Origin of the sequence: Mesorhizobium sp. M0938, assembly GCF_040319125.1 — a bacterium.
GTDB classification, from domain to species: domain Bacteria; phylum Pseudomonadota; class Alphaproteobacteria; order Rhizobiales; family Rhizobiaceae; genus Mesorhizobium; species Mesorhizobium robiniae.
The window spans coordinates 1-17,012 of sequence record NZ_JAMYNS010000026.1 but is presented as its reverse complement, the minus strand read 5'-3'; the positions used below and the strand labels follow the sequence as shown (position 1 = coordinate 17,012).

At 63.8% G+C, this 17,012-nt stretch carries 13 protein-coding genes and 1 pseudogene; 6 read left to right on the top strand and 8 right to left on the bottom strand.

Annotated elements, in window-relative coordinates; all coding sequences use genetic code 11:
* The first annotated feature begins 100 nt into the window (after positions 1 to 100).
* Entirely contained in the window at positions 101 to 778 is a 678-nt protein-coding gene (locus NKH73_RS29765) for an MIP/aquaporin family protein (protein WP_128285315.1), read from the top strand.
* 102 nt (positions 779 to 880) lie between these two features.
* On the opposite strand, the gene katG is transcribed toward NKH73_RS29765, so the two are convergent.
* Positions 881 to 3,076: a catalase/peroxidase HPI gene (gene katG / locus NKH73_RS29760; RefSeq protein WP_352938465.1), complete on the bottom strand. Its 2,196-nt coding sequence runs from the start codon at positions 3,074 to 3,076 to the stop codon at positions 881 to 883.
* A 143-nt stretch (positions 3,077 to 3,219) separates the two neighbouring features.
* Here katG and NKH73_RS29755 point away from each other — a divergent pair, with 143 nt between their 5' ends.
* Entirely contained in the window at positions 3,220 to 4,125 is a 906-nt protein-coding gene (locus NKH73_RS29755; protein ID WP_352938462.1) for a hydrogen peroxide-inducible genes activator, read from the top strand.
* A 179-nt stretch (positions 4,126 to 4,304) separates the two neighbouring features.
* Here NKH73_RS29755 and NKH73_RS32640 read toward each other — a convergent pair.
* Together NKH73_RS32640 and NKH73_RS29750 are read right to left on the bottom strand one after the other, a co-directional pair.
* Positions 4,305 to 4,397, bottom strand: a pseudogene (locus NKH73_RS32640) (VOC family protein); the annotation flags it as partial.
* A 9-nt stretch (positions 4,398 to 4,406) separates the two neighbouring features.
* The gene (locus NKH73_RS29750) at positions 4,407 to 4,628 is read right to left on the bottom strand and encodes a cysteine rich repeat-containing protein (RefSeq protein WP_352938459.1); all 222 of its coding nucleotides are present in this window, start codon (positions 4,626 to 4,628) and stop codon (positions 4,407 to 4,409) included.
* 79 nt (positions 4,629 to 4,707) lie between these two features.
* Between NKH73_RS29750 and NKH73_RS29745 the strand changes: the two genes are divergently transcribed.
* Positions 4,708 to 5,874, top strand: a complete 1,167-nt coding sequence (locus tag NKH73_RS29745) for an efflux RND transporter periplasmic adaptor subunit (protein ID WP_502893924.1) — start codon at positions 4,708 to 4,710, stop codon at positions 5,872 to 5,874.
* Entirely contained in the window at positions 5,871 to 9,020 is a 3,150-nt protein-coding gene (locus NKH73_RS29740; protein WP_352938454.1) for an efflux RND transporter permease subunit, read from the top strand. Before NKH73_RS29745 ends, NKH73_RS29740 begins: the two co-directional genes overlap by 4 nt.
* 147 nt (positions 9,021 to 9,167) lie before the next feature.
* On the opposite strand, the gene NKH73_RS29735 is transcribed toward NKH73_RS29740, so the two are convergent.
* From NKH73_RS29735 to hisS, 4 genes are all read right to left on the bottom strand, one after another.
* On the bottom strand, positions 9,168 to 10,934 hold the full coding sequence (locus tag NKH73_RS29735; RefSeq protein ID WP_352938452.1) for an AMP-binding protein: 1,767 nt from the start codon (positions 10,932 to 10,934) through the stop codon (positions 9,168 to 9,170).
* A gap of 210 nt (positions 10,935 to 11,144) precedes the next feature.
* Positions 11,145 to 11,846, bottom strand: coding sequence for an ATP phosphoribosyltransferase (hisG, locus tag NKH73_RS29730; protein ID WP_352938449.1), 702 nt, complete (start codon positions 11,844 to 11,846; stop codon positions 11,145 to 11,147).
* Complete coding sequence (locus tag NKH73_RS29725) at positions 11,843 to 12,964, bottom strand: ATP phosphoribosyltransferase regulatory subunit (RefSeq protein WP_352938447.1); 1,122 nt, start codon at positions 12,962 to 12,964, stop codon at positions 11,843 to 11,845. Before NKH73_RS29725 ends, hisG begins: the two co-directional genes overlap by 4 nt.
* A 178-nt stretch (positions 12,965 to 13,142) precedes the next feature.
* Positions 13,143 to 14,675 carry a histidine--tRNA ligase gene (hisS, locus tag NKH73_RS29720; RefSeq protein WP_352938445.1) on the bottom strand — a complete coding sequence of 511 codons (1,533 nt, stop codon included), beginning with the start codon at positions 14,673 to 14,675 and terminating at the stop codon, positions 13,143 to 13,145.
* A 216-nt stretch (positions 14,676 to 14,891) separates the two neighbouring features.
* Between hisS and NKH73_RS29715 the strand changes: the two genes are divergently transcribed.
* The gene (locus tag NKH73_RS29715) at positions 14,892 to 15,143 is read left to right on the top strand and encodes a hypothetical protein (RefSeq protein WP_352938442.1); all 252 of its coding nucleotides are present in this window, start codon (positions 14,892 to 14,894) and stop codon (positions 15,141 to 15,143) included.
* Positions 15,144 to 15,174: 31 nt separating this feature from the next.
* Here the strand turns inward: NKH73_RS29715 and NKH73_RS29710 are convergent, their stop codons facing one another.
* Positions 15,175 to 15,810, bottom strand: coding sequence for a DNA-3-methyladenine glycosylase I (locus NKH73_RS29710; protein WP_352938440.1), 636 nt, complete (start codon positions 15,808 to 15,810; stop codon positions 15,175 to 15,177).
* A 212-nt stretch (positions 15,811 to 16,022) separates the two neighbouring features.
* On the opposite strand from NKH73_RS29710, the gene NKH73_RS29705 reads away from it, so the two are divergent.
* Positions 16,023 to 16,769, top strand: coding sequence for a L,D-transpeptidase (locus tag NKH73_RS29705; RefSeq protein WP_352938438.1), 747 nt, complete (start codon positions 16,023 to 16,025; stop codon positions 16,767 to 16,769).
* The last annotated feature ends 243 nt before the right edge of the window (positions 16,770 to 17,012 follow it).

Here is a 17,012-nt window from a genome sequence, read left to right as displayed (position 1 = left end):
AATGCTTGTGCTTCCAAAGTTTTGAAGTTGCGATACTCTTTCGCTGCGTGATTCGCCAAGAACTGCAAGCGGATCGGCGGGAAATTACGAGGAGAGGGCAATGAAGACTTATCTGGCGGAAGTTCTAGGGACATTTTTACTGGTGTTCATCGGCACGGCTTCGGTGGTGACGGGCGGCTTCGGTGGCGCGCTGCCGCTCGGCCAGGAAGGCATCGGTCTTGCATTCGGCATCGGCCTGATTGCGGCGGCCTATGCGATCGGCCCGATCTCGGGCGCGCATCTCAACCCGGCGGTGACACTCGGCGTGTTCCTTGCCGGCCGGATGCAGGCCAAGGACGTCATTCCGTATTGGATCGCGCAGATCATCGGCGCCATCATTGCGTCGCTGGCGCTGTGGATCATCGTCTCCGGACAGGTCGGCGGACACACCGGCGGTTTCGGCGCCAACGGCTGGGATGCGACGAAATGGGGCGTCAGCTCGGCGTTCCTGTGGGAGCTGATCGGAACCTTCACCTTCGTCACGGTGATCCTCGGCGTCACCAGCGGCAGCCACACGACAGCTTTTGCCGGGCTCGTCATCGGCCTGACGCTGGCGGGACTGCACTTCGCCATCATCCCGGTGACCGGCACGTCGCTCAACCCGGCCCGCTCGATCGGCCCGGCGCTGTTTTCGGGAAGCGCTGCGATCGGCCAGCTCTGGCTGTTCATCGTCGCACCGCTGATCGGCGGCGCCATCGCCGGCGTGGTCGCCAAGACCCGGATCTTCGAGAAGGACTGATTTTCGAAGACTTCAATGCAAAAAGGCGCGGGCCAAGACCCGCGCCTTTTTTGTCGAGACTCACCGCAAGCGGCGATGCTGTCCGCTCCGGATCTTCGCCGATCAGGCGAGTTCAAACCGATCGGCGTTCATCACCTTGTTCCATGCCGCCACGAAATCGTTGGCAAACTTCTCCTTGGCGTCCGCGGTTGCATAGACTTCCGCCAGGGCGCGCAGTTGGGAATGCGAACCGAAGATCAGGTCTACGCGGGTGCCGCTCCACTTGAGCGCCCCTGTTGCCCGGTCGCGTCCTTCGAACACGTCCTTGGCCTCCGATGTCGCCTTCCACACCGTGCCCATGTCAAGCAGGTTGACGAAGAAGTCGTTGGTCAGCGTCTCAGGCCGATTGGTGAAGACGCCGTGCCCGGACTGGTCGGCGTTTGCACCGAGCACGCGCAGGCCGCCAACAAGGACCGTCATTTCAGGCGCCGTCAGCGTCAGCAATTGCGCCCGGTCCACCAGCGCTTCCTCGGGAGACAAACGCTGCCTGCCGCTAAGATAGTTGCGGAAGCCGTCGGCGGTCGGTTCGAGCGGGGCGAAGGATTCCACGTCTGTCTGCTCCTGCGAAGCATCCATGCGCCCCGGCGTGAACGGAACCTTCACGTCGTTGCCGGCATGCTTGGCGGCTTTCTCGATCGCGGCGGCGCCGCCAATGACGATCAGGTCGGCAAGCGAGACTTTCTTGTCGCCGGACTGCGAAGCATTGAACTCCTTCTGGATCGCTTCGAGCTTCTCCAGGACCTTGGCCAGTTGAACCGGCTGGTTGACGTCCCAGTCCTTCTGCGGCGCGAGGCGAATGCGCGCCCCGTTGGCGCCGCCGCGCTTGTCGGAGCCACGGAAGGTCGAGGCGGACGCCCAGGCCGTCGACACCAGCTGCGGCACCGAAAGGCCGGAGGCGAGGATCTTCGCCTTCAGGGCGGCCACGTCCAGCTCATCGACCAGCACATGATCGACCGCCGGGATGGGATCCTGCCAAGGCAGCTCTTCCTTGGGAACGAGCGGACCGAGATAACGCACGACCGGGCCCATATCGCGATGGGTCAGTTTGTACCAGGCGCGGGCGAAGGCATCGGCGAATTGGTCCGGATTCTCATGGAAGCGCCGCGAGATCTTTTCATAGGAAGGATCGAACCGCAAAGCGAGATCGGTGGTCAGCATCGACGGCGCGTGACGCTTGGCCGAGTCATGCGCGTCCGGCACCGTGCCTGCGCCCGCGCCGCCCTTCGGCGTCCACTGATGCGCGCCGGCCGGGCTCTTGGTCAGCTCCCACTCGTAGCCGAACAAATTGTCGAAGAAGTTGTTGCCCCATTTCGTCGGCGTCGTGGTCCAGGTCACTTCCAGGCCGCTGCCGATCGCATCCCCGCCCTTGCCGGTGCCGAACTTGCTCGCCCAGCCCAGGCCCTGCTCTTCGATGCCGGCGGCTTCAGGCTCCGGACCCACCAGCGTTGCATCGCCGGCGCCGTGGGTCTTGCCGAAGGTGTGTCCGCCGGCGATGAGCGCGACAGTCTCCTCGTCGTTCATCGCCATGCGCGCGAAGGTGTCACGAATGTCGCGCGCTGCGGCGAGCGGATCCGGATTGCCGTTCGGCCCTTCCGGGTTGACGTAGATCAGACCCATCTGCACCGCGGCGAGAGGGTTCTGGAGATCGCGGTCGCCGCTGTAACGCTCGTCGGCCAGCCATTTGCCTTCGGGACCCCAGTAGATGTCCTGTTCTGGCTCCCATACGTCGGCGCGTCCGCCGGCAAAACCGAAGGTCTTGAAGCCCATCGATTCCAGGGCGACGTTGCCGGTCAGAATCATCAGGTCGGCCCAGGAGATCTTGCGGCCGTATTTCTGCTTGATCGGCCACAGCAGCCGGCGGGCCCTGTCGAGGTTGACGTTGTCCGGCCAGCTGTTCAGCGGCGCGAAGCGCTGCTGACCGGCTCCGGCACCGCCACGTCCGTCGCCGATGCGGTAGGTGCCGGCGCTGTGCCAGGCCATGCGGATGAACAGCGGCCCGTAATGGCCAAAGTCGGCCGGCCACCACTCTTGCGAGTCCGTCATCAGGGCGTGCAGGTCCTTGATCACGGCGTTCAGGTCGAGACTCCTGAATTCCTTGGCGTAGTCGAACGCCTCGCCCATCGGATCGGACAGTGTCGATTGCTGGTGAAGAACCTGGACGTTCAGCTGGTTCGGCCACCAGTCACGGTTGGCCCTGGCAGCCGTCGTGTGCACGACCGGGCATTTTCCCGCGCTATTGTCATCGGTCTTTGCGTCCATCGTTCTCTCCGATTTGTCGATTCCGGGATTTATCGATTTTCCGGGCGGGCCTTGAGCCACGCCATTCTGGAATGGTTCCAGACTAGGCTGCCGTGCCGATAAAAACAAATTGCCTTTCCTGTTTGTTGCGATAGGTTTTCCTTATGATAGGCCTCACCGTACGGCAGATGCATTATTTCGAAGCGTTGGCGCAGACGCTGCATTTCGGCCGCGCCGCCAAGCTGGCCGGCGTCAGCCAGCCGGCGCTGTCCTCGCAGATCGCCGAGATGGAGCTGCGCCTGAATTGCCGCCTGTTCGAGCGCGGCAAATCGGTTCGGATGACCGACGAGGCACTGGCCATGCTGCCGCGCATCGAACGCGTTCTTGCCGACATCCGCGAGATCGAAACCACTGCCCGGCGCGGCCGCCCCGCTATGGAAGGGCGCTTCCGGCTCGGCATCATTCCGACGGTGGCACCCTATCTCCTGCCGCATGTGCTGCCGGAGCTGAGACGCCATTTCCCGGCCTTGCAGCTCGAATTGCGCGAAGCGGTGACGGCGTCGCTGATCGAGGACACCAGCCTGGGGAAGCTCGACGCCTTCATCGCGGCCCTTCCCCTCGATCAGCCGGGCCTGATCACCGAGGCGCTTTTCTCCGACCGGTTCTTCCTTGCCGTGCCGGCGGGCGATCCCGCCTTCGCCTCGCCGCCGGTTCCACCGGAAAGCCCGGCGCTGGAAAGGCTGATGCTGTTGGAGGAAGGCCATTGCCTGCGCGAACAAGCGCTTGCCGTCTGCGGCAGCGTGCGCCCGGTGGCAATGGCGAGCTACGGCGCGACCAGCCTGACGACGCTGCTGCAGATGGTGGCGCACGGGCTCGGCGTCACGCTCATTCCGGAAATGGCGACAGGACCAGCCAGTGCCATGCGCGATTTGAAGATCGTGCCCTTCCAGGAACCGATGCCGCAGCGCACGATCTGTCTCGCCTGGCGGCGCAACAAGGTTCGGCACGATGAATGTGTGGAACTGGCCAAGATTATTCGCGGGCTGGATGCGGCGGTGCTGGCGGCCTGAGGCGAGGTGTACTGTATCATTGGCATCGGACGTGCGCTTCGCAGGAGTGTGCGAAGGTCGCTTTGATCGCGCTACGAGCCTGCTCTGAACCAGCTGACCGTGGAAATCGAAGGCACGGGCGGACGGGCGCACTGGTAGCGAACTGACACGCTCTGGCAGCAATTGGTCGCGATGGACCGTCAGCCGCGCCGCGCCGCCTCGATCACGGCGACGTCGATTTTCGCCATGGTCATCAATGGCATCAACGCTTCGTCACCGCCAGCCGCCAGCGCTCAGTGGTGCTATCCGGGCGTGTTCGCCTTGACGACCTTTTGGCATTCGGGCGTCAGCTCGCTCATGTGATCGGCCAGGCATTTGATGATGCGGCCACCGCCCTGCTCCACGCCGCTGCAGAATTTCTTGTAGTCCGCCTCGCAGGCCTCGCGCTCGGACGCAGTCTGCGCCAGCGCTGCTGTCGCCGCCATCTGGGTTGCCAGGAAAAGCACGCTTAACGCAATCCGCATGACAAACTCCCCTCAAACATGTAAATTAGCTCACTTTCATATAATGCGATATACACCGGGAAGTATCCAGAGGGGGAAAATGCTTTTCGTATCAGGTAGAATCGCGCCGGCGGCAGGCTTGGTCGCCGTCACAATACTGTTGTCCGCATGCAACGAACAAAACGCTTACGTGGCGCCACCTCCGCCCAAGGTCGACGTGGCACTTCCATTGAAGCAGAGCGTGACCCCCTATCTCGAGGTCACTGGCAGCGCCGCGGCGGTAAACACGACACCTCTGGTTGCGCGCGTCTCGGGCTTCATCCAGGAAATCGACTATAAGGATGGCGACGAGGTCAAGGCCGGCGCCCGGCTGTTCCTGATCGAGCCCGATTCCTACCAGCTGGCGCTCGAGCAAGCCGAGGCCGGGCAGGGTTCATCTGATGCCGCCGCCAAACAGTCCGGTGCTGACCTAAAGCGGCAGCAAGAGCTGCTGTCCCAGAAAATCATCTCGCAATCGACCGCTGACCAGTCCGCGGCCGCGGCACAGGTCGACATCGCCAAGCAGAAGCAGAGCGCGGTCGACGTCAAGCAGGCTCAACTCAATCTGAGCTATACCGAGGTCAAGGCGCCGTTCGCGGGCACTGTCACCTCCCGCCAGGTATCGATGGGGCAGCTTGTCGGCGCCGGCGGAGCCACCACGCTGGCGACCATCGTTCAGCTCGCTCCCATCTACGTCAATTTCAATATCTCGGAGCAGGATGTGCTGCGCATTCGCGCCGCCATGGCCAAGCGTGGAATGACCGCGCAGGACCTCAAGAAAATACCGGTCGAGGTCGGCCTGCAAAGCGAGACGGGTTATCCCCATGCGGGAATGCTGGACTATGCCGCGCCAGAAGTTACGGCCGCCACCGGCACGCTGGCGGTCCGCGCCGTGCTGCCCAATGAAGACCGGGCGCTGCTGCCGGGCTATTTCGTGCGCGTGCGCGTGCCGCTGGGCGAAGAGCCGGACATGCTGCTCATTCCCGACCGGGCGATCGGCAGCGACCAGAAGGGGCGCTACGTGCTGGTCGCCGGAAAGGATGATGTCGTCGAGCAGCGGCCGGTTGAGATCGGTCAACTGGTCGGAGCGTTGCGTGTCATCACCAAAGGTGTCGCGCCGGATGACCGTGTCCTTGTCTCCGGCCTGTTGACGGCCGTGCCTGGCCAGAAGATCGAACCGCAGGAGAAGAAACAGGAGGCGGCCGCCACGGACGGCGCGGCGCAATGATCTCCAAATTCTTCATCGAGCGGCCGGTCCTGGCCAACGCCATCGCCATCCTCATGGTCCTCATCGGCATCATCTCGCTCTTTGCCCTGCCGGTGGCGCAGTATCCCGATGTGGTGCCACCCACCGTTTCGGTAACGACGCGCTATCCGGGCGCCAGCGCCCGCGCGGTGATCGACACGGTGGCGCTGCCGATCGAGCAGCAAGTCAACGGCGTCGAGGGCATGATCTACATGCAGTCCTATGCTGCATCGGACGGCACCTACAATCTCACCGTCACCTTCGCGATCGGCACCGATCTCGACCAGGCGCAGGTGCTTGTGCAGAACCGTGTGTCCTCCGCGCTCGCAGGGCTGCCGCAAGCGGTGCAGGTGCAGGGCGTCACCGTTCAGAAGAAGTCGACCTCGATCCTCGAAATCGTCACGCTGACCTCGCCTGACAGCCAATATGACAGCCTTTATCTCGCCAATTACGCGACCATCCAGCTGAAGGATGAGCTCTCCCGGATACCGGGGGTCGGCAATGTCAATGTGTTCGGCGCCGGCCAGTATTCCATGCGCGTCTGGCTCGATCCCGAGAAGATGCAGGCGCGCGGCCTTTCCACGCAGGACGTCGTCCAGGCGCTGGGGCAGCAGAGCGAGCAGGTCACCGCGGGCCAGATGGGCGCGCCGCCGGCGCCGGACGGCCAGTCCTTCCAGTACACGGTCGAAGTGTCCAGCCGCCTTGACGACCCCGACCAGTTCGGCGCGGTGATCGTCAAGACCGGCGCCAATGGCGACATGACGCGCGTGCGCGACGTCGGCCGGGTCGAGCTCGGCGCCCAGACTTATGGGCAGTTCTTCAATCTCGACGGCCAGCCGGCGGCGGGCATGGCCGTCTTCCTGTCGCCGGGCGCCAACGCGCTCGATGTGGCCGGCAAGGTCGAGGCCAGGATGAAGGAACTGTCGGGCGAGTTTCCGAAAGGCCTGGCATATTCGATCCCCTTCAACACCACGATTTTCGTCAGCCAGGCGATCCACGAGGTCTACAAGACGCTGATCGAGGCCGCCGTCCTGGTGCTGATCGTCATCCTGCTTTTCCTGCAGGACTGGCGGGCCATGCTGGTGCCGGCAACGACCGTTCCGGTGACCATCATCGGCGCATTCGCGGCGATGGCCGCACTCGGCTTCTCGGTCAATCTGTCGACCCTGTTCGCCATCGTACTCGCCATCGGCATCGTCGTCGACGACGCCATCGTGGTGGTCGAGGGAGCCGCTCACAATATGGAGCGCGGCATGTCGGGTCACGATGCGGCGATTGCCGCCATGAACGCGCTGTTCGGGCCGATCATCGGCATCACGCTGGTGCTGATGGCGGTGTTCCTGCCGGCTGCGTTCCTGCCCGGCCTTACGGGGCAAATGTACGCGCAATTCGCACTGGTGATTGCGGCAACCGCCATTATCAGCGCCATCAACGCGGCAACGCTCAAGCCGACGCAGTGCGCGACATGGCTGAGGCGGCCGGTGCCGCCGGAGCAGCGCAATTTCTTCTTTCGCGGCTTCAATGCGATCTACCAGCGCCTGGAGAACCGCTATGCCGGCCTGATCGGCTCCATGGTGCGTCACAGCACGGTGATGGGCATCATTGCGCTGCTGATCATCGGCGCGGCAGGCTACGGCATATCGCGCGTGGCCACCGGCTTCATTCCGATCGAGGACCAGGGCTACATGCTCGCCGCGGTTCAGCTGCCCGACGGCGCCGCACTTGGCCGTACGCAGGAGACGCTGCAACAGGTTTCAAAGATCGCCAAGGCCACCCCAGGCGTCGATCAGGTGGTGACCATCGCCGGCATCTCGGCGCTCGACAACAATTCGACGCTCGCCAACGCCGGCGTCGCCTACATCATCCTCAAGGACTGGAGCCTGCGCGGCAAGGGCGAGGATCTTGCCTCGCTCTATGCCACGCTCAACAAAAATATGTCCGACATGGCTGACGGAACTGTGCTGGTGCTGCCGCCACCACCGATCCAGGGCATCGGCAACGCCGCCGGCTTCACCATGCAGGTCGAGCTGCGTGACGGCAGCTTCGACCTTGCCAAGCTGCAGGGCGCGGTCGCGGCGGTGACCAGGGCTGCTCAGACGCAGTCGGGCATCCAGCGCGTATCGGCGCCGTTCCGGGCCAACGTCCCGCAATACACGGTCGAGATCGACCGCGAGAAGGTGCAAACCCTGGGGCTGACCACGGACCAAGTCTTCCAGACGCTCGCCGGCTATCTAGGCTCAACTTATGTCAGTCAGTTCAACAAGTTCGGGCGGGTGTTCCAGATCTATGTGCAGGGCGATGCGCAATTCCGCCTGACGCCCGAGAATATCGCCCGCCTGAGTGTCCGCAACCAGAACGGCGACATGATTCCGCTCGGCACGTTGCTGACGATCACACCGAGCGTCGGCCCCTCGCTAATCAGCCTCTACAACCTCTATCCCTCGGCATCGATCATCGGCGTGCAGGCGCAAGGCTTCTCGTCCGGCGAAGCGATCAAAATGATGGAAGGGGTCGCGGCCGACACACTGCCGCCCGGCACGGGCTACGACTGGACGGCGCTCTCCTACCAGGAGAAGCTCGTCGGCAGCCAGATCTATCTGGTGTTCGGTCTGGCGCTACTCTTGGTCTATCTGGTGCTGGCAGGCCAATATGAGAGCTGGCTGGCCCCGATCTCGATCTTGCTTGCCGCACCACTGTCGCTGGTGGGTCCGGTCCTGGTCCTCAACGGCCTCGGCATCGACAACAATCTCTACGTCCAGATCGGCCTGATCCTGCTGATTGCGCTATCCGCCAAGAACGCGATCCTGATCGTCGAGGTCGCGCGCGAACTGCGCGCCGCCGGCAGACCGATCGTCGAAGCGGCGGTCGAGGCAGCACGTGCGCGTTTCCGCCCGATCCTGATGACGTCCTTCGCCTTCATCCTCGGTGTCGCGCCACTAGTGGTGGCGACGGGCGCCGGTGCCAGCGCACGCAAGTCGATCGGCATCACGGTCTTTTCCGGCATGATCGCCTCGACCTGCCTGGCCGTGCTCTTCGTGCCATCCTTCTTCGTCATTCTGCAGCGATTCGAGGAGTGGCGCGCGGCGCGCAAGGCGAAGCGGGAGTACACACCTACACTTCCCGGGTAGCAGTACCATCTTATCGCGGTCCGTCACTGGCGCTGGCTCGGGACCCGTCTCAGCGGGGACCCCCGTTCGACCGGGTCATTGTCGCCCGACATTGAGATGACGCCTCTGTTCTTGAAACGCGTAATACGAATGGGAGCCGTTGCCCGCTCAAGCCGTCTTCGCCGCCACCAATCCCAGTTCCTCGACCATCGCCTTGCGCATGAGAAACTTCTGCGGCTTGCCGGTCACCGTCATCGGCAATTCGGTGCGGAAGCGGATGTGGCGCGGGATCTTGTAATGCGCGATCTGGCCGGCGCAGAAGGCCTTGATCTCCTCAGCGGTGGCGATCTGGCCGGGCTTGAGCACGATCCAGGCGCAAAGCTCCTCGCCATATTTCGGGTCGGGAATGCCGAACACCTGCACTTCCCTGACCTTGGGATGGCGGTAGAGGAATTCCTCGACCTCGCGCGGATAGACGTTTTCGCCGCCGCGGATGACCATGTCCTTGACCCGTCCGACAATGTTGCAATAGCCCTCGACGTCGATGGTGGCGAGATCGCCGGTGTGCATCCAGCCGTCGGCGTCGATTGCCTCGCGGGTCTTTTCCTCGTCGCCCCAATAGCCCTTCATCACCGAATAGCCACGTGTGCACAGCTCGCCCGCCGCGCCGACCGCAACGGTGGCGCCGTCGGCATCGATCGCCTTGACCTCGACATGGGGGTGGATGCGGCCGACCGTCGACACGCGCTTTTCCAGCGGGTCGTCGACGCTGCTCTGGAACGAGACCGGGCTGGTCTCGGTCATGCCGTAGGCGATGGTCACCTCCGCCATGTGCATCAGCGACACCACCTTCTTCATCACCTCGATCGGACACGGCGAGCCGGCCATGATGCCGGTACGCAGGCTTGTGAGATCGAAGGACTGGAAATCCGGATGATCGAGCATGCCGACGAACATCGTCGGCACGCCGTAGAGGCCGGTGCAGCGCTCGCCCGCCACCGCCTTCAGCGTGGCGCCGGCGTCGACGCCCTCGCCGGGGAAAACCATGGTCGCGCCCTTGGTGACGCAGCCGATTGTACCCATCGACATGCCGAAGCAGTGATAGAGCGGCACCGGGATGCACAGCCGGTCATCGACGGTCAGCCTGATCGCCGAGGTGACGAAATTGCCGTTGTTGACGATGTTGTTGTGGGTCAGCGTCGCGCCCTTTGGCGCGCCTGTCGTGCCTGAAGTGAACTGGATGTTGATGGCGTCGCCAGGCTTCAGCCCCTCGGAGATGCGGTCGAGGCTGTCATGCTCGTCGCGCCCGGCCATTGCCAGCACGTCGGCGAAATTGAACATCCCGGGCGAATTCTCCTCGCCCATGCGGATGACGATCTTCAGCGCCGGCAATTTTTTTGCGTCGAGCTTGCCCGGTGTCGCCGTCGCGATCTCCGGCGCCAGCGTCTCGATCATACCGAGATAATCGGAAGTCTTGAATTTGGCAGCCGTCACCAGCGCCTTGCAACCAACCTTGTTCAGCGCATAGTCCAGCTCGACCAGCCGGTAGGCCGGATTGATGTTGACCAGGATCAGGCCGATCCGCGCGGTGGCGAATTGCGTCACCAGCCATTCCCAACGGTTGGGTGACCAGATGCCCACCCTGTCGCCCTTTTCCAGGCCGAGCGCCAGGAAGCCTGCGGCCAGGGCGTCCACGGTGTCTGAAAGTTCGCTCCAGGTGAAGCGCTTGTCCTGTTCGACGAAAACGGCGGCGTCGAGCGTGCCGTATTTGCTGACGGTGTCCGAAAGCAGCGCCGGGATGGTCTGCTGCAGCAGCGGAACGGTGCGCTCGCCCGACACATGCGCCCGGCCGTCGACCGGCGCAATGAAGGTCCCGCCATTGCGCTTGCCGCGCAGATTGGTGGCATTCTTCAACTCGTCGAGATTGATCGGCATCGCCGTCTCCTCCGCAGACAGCCTGAGTCTATCAGCCTGCCGGGGTGGTGGAAATCCCGTCGATGGTTACCGGAGGCGGAAGGCCGCTCGATCCCTCCCCCTTGAGGGGAGGGTGGACAGCCGCCGAAGGCGGATGGACGGGTGGGGTCGTTGCGGCAGTGCTCGACGTGAGACGACCCCACCCGCCTCGCTCCGCGAGGCACCCTCCCCTCAAGGGGGAGGGAGAGCGCTCATCTTCGTGGCGATGTCGCGTAACACTGCTTCATCCGCAGCCGCACGCGTCTTCCTCGATGCAACCAGGCAGGCCTGCGAGCGCAAGATGACGCCGTCGGCCAGCACCTTCAGATGATTGGCGCGCAGCGTCGAGCCTGACGTGGTGATGTCGACGACGACATCGGCCAGTCCTGCCGCCGGCGCACCCTCGGTGGCGCCCAGGCTTTCGACGATGCGGTAGACCTGGATGCCGTGCTTTTGCGAAAAAAACTGCTGCGTCAGCCGCCAGTATTTGGTGGCGATCCTGAGCCGCCTGCCGTGGCGCTGGCGGAAATCGGCGGCGACGTCGTCGAGATCGGCCATCGTATCGACGTCGAGCCAGATGTCGGGCACCGCCACCACGACATCGGCGTTGCCGAAGCCGAGGCGGGCGACAATCTCCGCGCGAGCCTCCCAGTCGGCGAGGCTTTCGCGCAACAGATCCTCGCCGGTGATGCCGAGATCGACCGAACCCTGGCCGATCTCGCCTGCAATTTCGGACGCCGACAGGAACGCCACCTCGACGGCTTCCACGCCTTCGATGCGGGCGCGATATTTGCGCTCGTCGCCGGGCAGGCTGACGGCAAGCCCGGCCTTGGCCAACACCTCCAGCGCCTGCTCCTTCAGCCGGCCCTTCGACGGTATCGCCAGCGTGATCATGGCGCCTGCTCCCGCAGCGCTTCGATGCGGTCTAGCCAGACCGAAAAGCCGACGCCGGGAATCGGCGTTTTGGCGCCGAGCAGCGTCAGCAGCCGGTCATAGCGACCGCCGCCGGCCAAAGGCCGCTCGCCGTCTTCCGCCGCGATCTCGAAGACCAGACCGGTGTAGTAATCGAGCGGACGGCCAAAGGCGGCATCGTAGCGAATTTTTTCGACTGGCAGGCCAAGAGCTTCGATCGACTTTGCCCGTGCGGAAAAATTGTCCAGCGCCGCGCCCAGCGAAAGCCCGGCGCCGGTCGCGAAGATTTCGAGCGCTTTTGCTGCGCCGTCGAGCGGCACGTCGATCGCCAAAAAAGTCTTCAGCGCCGAAAACGCCTCGTTGGACAGCCGCACGCTGCGCAACTCGGCCTTCTCGATCAAGCGCCGCGCAATGTCGGATGGCGAGCGCCCGGCCGACGCCGACAGGCCCGCCTGCTCCATGCCGCCGGCGATGTGCGTCGAAAGCCCTTCCAGATCGCCATCGAGCACAAGGGCGGCGACCGCACCGGCGAGCTGACCATTCCGCGGCGGGTTGGCGAGGTCGGCAAGCGCTGCCTCCAGCATCGCCGCCGAACCGAAGGCGCGGGCCAGCCGCATGCGCCAGCCACGCGGCAGGCCGAGGGCGGCGAGCACCGCCTCGAAGAGGGTCTGGTCGCCGAGCGTGATCGTCAGCGGCCGTGCCGGCAGCACCAGGGAAAGCAGCGCATGCGCATCGGCCAGTGAACGGGCGTCGGCGGCGGCAGTGTCGCGGTCGCCGAGATCCTCGATACCGGCCTGGAAAAACTCATTGCCGCCCTCGCGGCGCTGACGAAACACCTCGCCGAGATAGGAATAACGGCGCGGCGTGCCGGCCTGCGAGCTGATATGGTCGAGGCAGACGGGAATGGTGAACTCCGGCCGCAGGCAAAGCGTCTGGCCGGTCTCGCTTTCGGTGAGGAAAATGCGACGGCGCAGATCCTCTCCCGCCATGTCGAGAAATGGATCGGCCGGCTGCAGCACCGCGACTTCCACCGCATGGGTGTTGCGCGCGGCGAAGAGCGTCGCGATGTCCGCGGCGATGGCGGGGTAGCGGGAGGTCATTGATCAGTTGGGCGCGAGGCACCCCCCTCTGGCCTGCCGGCCATCTCCCCCTCAAGGGGGGAGATTGGCTTGCATTGCCGCTTTCGCGAATCGCCAGCGCTGCAAGACAAGCGCCGTCGCAGACATTGCCGATCTCCCCCCTTGAGGGGGAGATGGCCGGCAGGCCAGAGGGGGGTGTTCAAGCGCCACCTTTCGCGCGATCGGCCGCCTGCGCCGCGAGTATCTTCCTCACCTCAGCCACCAGCTCGCTTTCCGCGACCGTCACCTGCGCCGGGCGTGCCGCTCGCCATTCGGCGTTGTCGGCGATCTCGGCCGACATGCGGGCGCCCTCGATCAGATCCTTGATCTGCACTTCGCCTTTCGCCCGCTCGTCGCCGCCCTGGATGATGGCGACGGGGCTGCCGCGACGGTCGGCATATTTGAGCTGCGCCTTCATGCCGGCGCCGCCGAGATACATTTCGGAGCGGATGCCGACGGCGCGCAGTTCGCTGACCATCTTCTGGTAGCGGCCGAGGCTTTCCGTGTCCTTGTCCATGGTGAGCACGACGACCGGAGCGACGACATCAGAAGTGTCGAGCTTGCCGAGGTTCTTCAGCGCGGTCATCAGCCTGGAGACGCCGATGGAAAAGCCCGTCGCCGGCACCGGCTCGCCACGAAAGCGCGAAACGAGACCGTCATAGCGCCCGCCGCCGCCGACCGAGCCGAAGCGCACGATCTGGCCATCCTCGTTGGGGATTTCTGCAAGAAGCTCGGCCTCGTAGACCGGGCCGGTGTAATATTCGAGGCCGCGGACGATCGAGGGGTCGATGCGAATGCGGTCCGGACCATAGCCGGCAGCTAGGACAAGCGCTTCAATCTCTTTGAGTTCAGCAAACCCCGCTTCCGCCGTGGGGTTGGCCTCAAGTGCCCTGTTCCATTTCCCTACATCGTTTTTGAGCCCAGCCCCAACGTGTTGGTTATGAAGAACGACGGCGACAACGAACTCTGCTTGAACCTCGTCCAGTCCAGCACCCTTGGTGAAATCCCCCTCGCCTTCCTTACCGCCGTCCCAACGACCCTTGCCCAGCAAAAGCTTGACGCCTTCCGGTCCAAACTTATCCAGCTTGTCGATCGCGCGCAGCACCGTCAGCCGGCGGCCGGCATTCTCATCACCGCCGAGGCCGATCGCCTCCAGCACACCATCGAGCACCTTGCGGTTGTTGACGCGGATGACGTAATCGCCGCGCTTGATGCCGAGCGCTTCCATCACGTCGGCCATCATCATCGCCATCTCCGCATCGGCCGCCACGCCCGGCGTGCCGACCGTGTCGGCGTCGAACTGCATGAACTGGCGGAAGCGGCCGGGACCTGGCTTCTCGTTGCGGAACACCCAGCCGGAACGATAACTGCGATAAGGTTTCGGCAGGCGCTCGTAATTCTCGGCGACGAAACGCGCCATCGGCGCCGTCAGGTCGTAGCGTAGCGACAGCCACTGGTCGTCATCGTCCTGGAACGAGAACACGCCTTCGTTCGGCCGGTCCTGGTCGGGCAGGAATTTGCCCAGCGCATCGGTGTATTCGATCAGCGGCTGGTCGACCGGCTCGAAGCCGTACAATTCATAGACCGAGCGGATCGTCGTCATCATCTTCTCGACGGCGCGGATATCGTCGGCGCCGCGGTCGACAAGTCCGCGCGGCAGCCGCGCTTTCATCTTTTCCGATTTGTCGGCCATGGCATGGGTACCCGGTGTTTCGTGGCGCTCCGTGGATCGGCAAAACTGCTGAATTTCCACAGCGCGGGTGTCCTAACCGATGCAGCCGGGAGCGGCAAGCGTTTGCACGTTTGCTGAAACAAAGCGGAGCCAAAACGAAACAATTCCGCCATAAGCGCGGCATTGTGCCGACACAATCGCAGCCGATAAAGCGCGCCGAAACAAGAGGTTCGGGCCATGATCACGGCACGGGAATTCGACACTATCGACAGCGGCGCCGCCGACCTGCCCCGGCTGCGACGGGCCGATGGCCATGCACCCGGATTGGCCGGCCAAACGGCGGGACCATTCGAGATCGCCGCGGACGAGCGTACAGGACCGACCATGCGCGATGCACTGATGACCAGCCTGCTGGTGATCTATCCGGCTTTTGCCACGATAGCGGCAATCGTCGTCGGGCTTTTTCTGGCCGGCGCCAGCGGTGCTTGAGTTTTGTCGCCCGCTTCGGCGGTGAGGAAGCTCACTTCGGCCGCTTGAACGTCTTGCGTTCCGCTTCGACCTGCTCGCGGCAGACGCAGCCTTCGAGATGATCGTTGACCAGCCCCATGGCCTGCATGAAGGCGTAGACGGTGGTCGGGCCGACGAAGCTCCAGCCGCGTTTCTTCAACTCCTTCGAAATCCGCACAGAAACCGCCGTGGTCGGATTGGCGCGCAGATGGGCGAGATCGACGATTTCGGGCCGTTCGTCCGGGCCGGGTTCGAACTTCCAGAACCAGGCCGCCAGCGAGCCGGCCTCTTCGGCCAGTTCGCGGGCACGCTTGGCGTTGTTGATGGTCGAGACGATCTTGCCGCGGTGGCGGATGATGCCGGCATTGCCGAGCAGGCGCTCGACATCCTCGTCGGTGAAGGCGGCGACCTTGTCGACATCGAAGCCGGCGAACGCCTCGCGGAAATTCTCGCGCTTGCGCAATATGGTCAGCCAGGACAGGCCCGACTGAAAGCCTTCGAGGCAGATCTTTTCGAACAGCTTGCGGTCGTCGGTGACCGGCCGGCCCCATTCGTGATCGTGGTAGTGCAGATAGTCCGGCAGATTGCCGTGCCAGAAGCAGCGCGCGATACCATCGGGGCCGGCGAGCAGGCCTGTGTTCTCATCCATGGCGGAATTCCACTTCGTTAATGCGCTTTTGCGCCGCTTTACTCCGGCTTTACCAGATTCCTGCACCGGCCGGTAACCACACCGAAAGCTTTACTGACACATCCGCATTTTACGCATTCCGATTCATGTTTCAGTTGCCGCTTCGCGCCAATGTCCGGGCGATCGGGGACGCCTTTGCGCCCCGGCATGTTCGACGATCAAGGTGCGTTCCGATGAAAACATTTTTGTTCCCGCTGCTCGGCGCCGCAGCCGTACTGGCGGCCGCCGCCACATCCTCCAGTGCCCGCGACCGGTATGCCGACAGGCCGCCGGTGATGGTGAGCCCTGACCTTTCGGCGCCCTGGGTGCTGCAGCTTGGCCGCGCGCCGGGCATCGTCCGGCAGGGCAGGCAAGAGATGCAAAGACCGCAGCGCCGTTATCAACGGCAGGCGCAACCGGCTCAGCTGCACACGGCCGCGATGCAGGCGCCGTCCAAGAAGCGCATGGTCGCGCGCCCGCAGATCAACCCGATCTACTTGCCGCAGGAAGTCGCCTATGACGGCCCGCACAAGCCGGGCACGATCGTCATCGATACGACGGAGAATTTTCTCTATCTGGTGGAGAACAACGGCAAGGCGCGCCGCTATGGCGTCGGCACCGGCAAGCCAGGCTTCGAGTGGGCCGGCAAGCACAAGATCTCGCAGAAGAAGGTCTGGCCCGAATGGCGGCCGCCGGCGGAGATGATCACGCGCGAGGCCGCCAAGGGGCGCTATTTGCCGACCTATGTCGCCGGCGGCGCCGAGAACCCGCTCGGCGCACGCGCGCTTTATCTCGGCTCGACGCTCTACCGCATCCACGGCACCAACCAGCCATGGACGATCGGCGGCGCGGTCTCGTCGGGCTGCATTCGCATGCGCAACGAAGATGTTGTCGACCTTTATGAACGCGTCAATGTTGGCACGACGGTTGTGGTGATATAATTTGCAGTTGATTTTATTGCTGATTCTGTCCAGAAAAGCTCTGGATCAGGGATACCAGAAAACTCTGGATCCGGGATAACGGGGGACGGGCCGTGTGGGGATGCGGTCAGTCAGGAAAGGGGGGGGCGGGGCCCCCCCCCGCGCCGGGTGTTTTTTTGTAAAGAGAGGGGGGGGGGGGGGGGGGGGGGGGGGGGGGTTTTTGGGTGTGGGTTTAGGGGGGGGATATTGTGGGTTTTTTTTTTT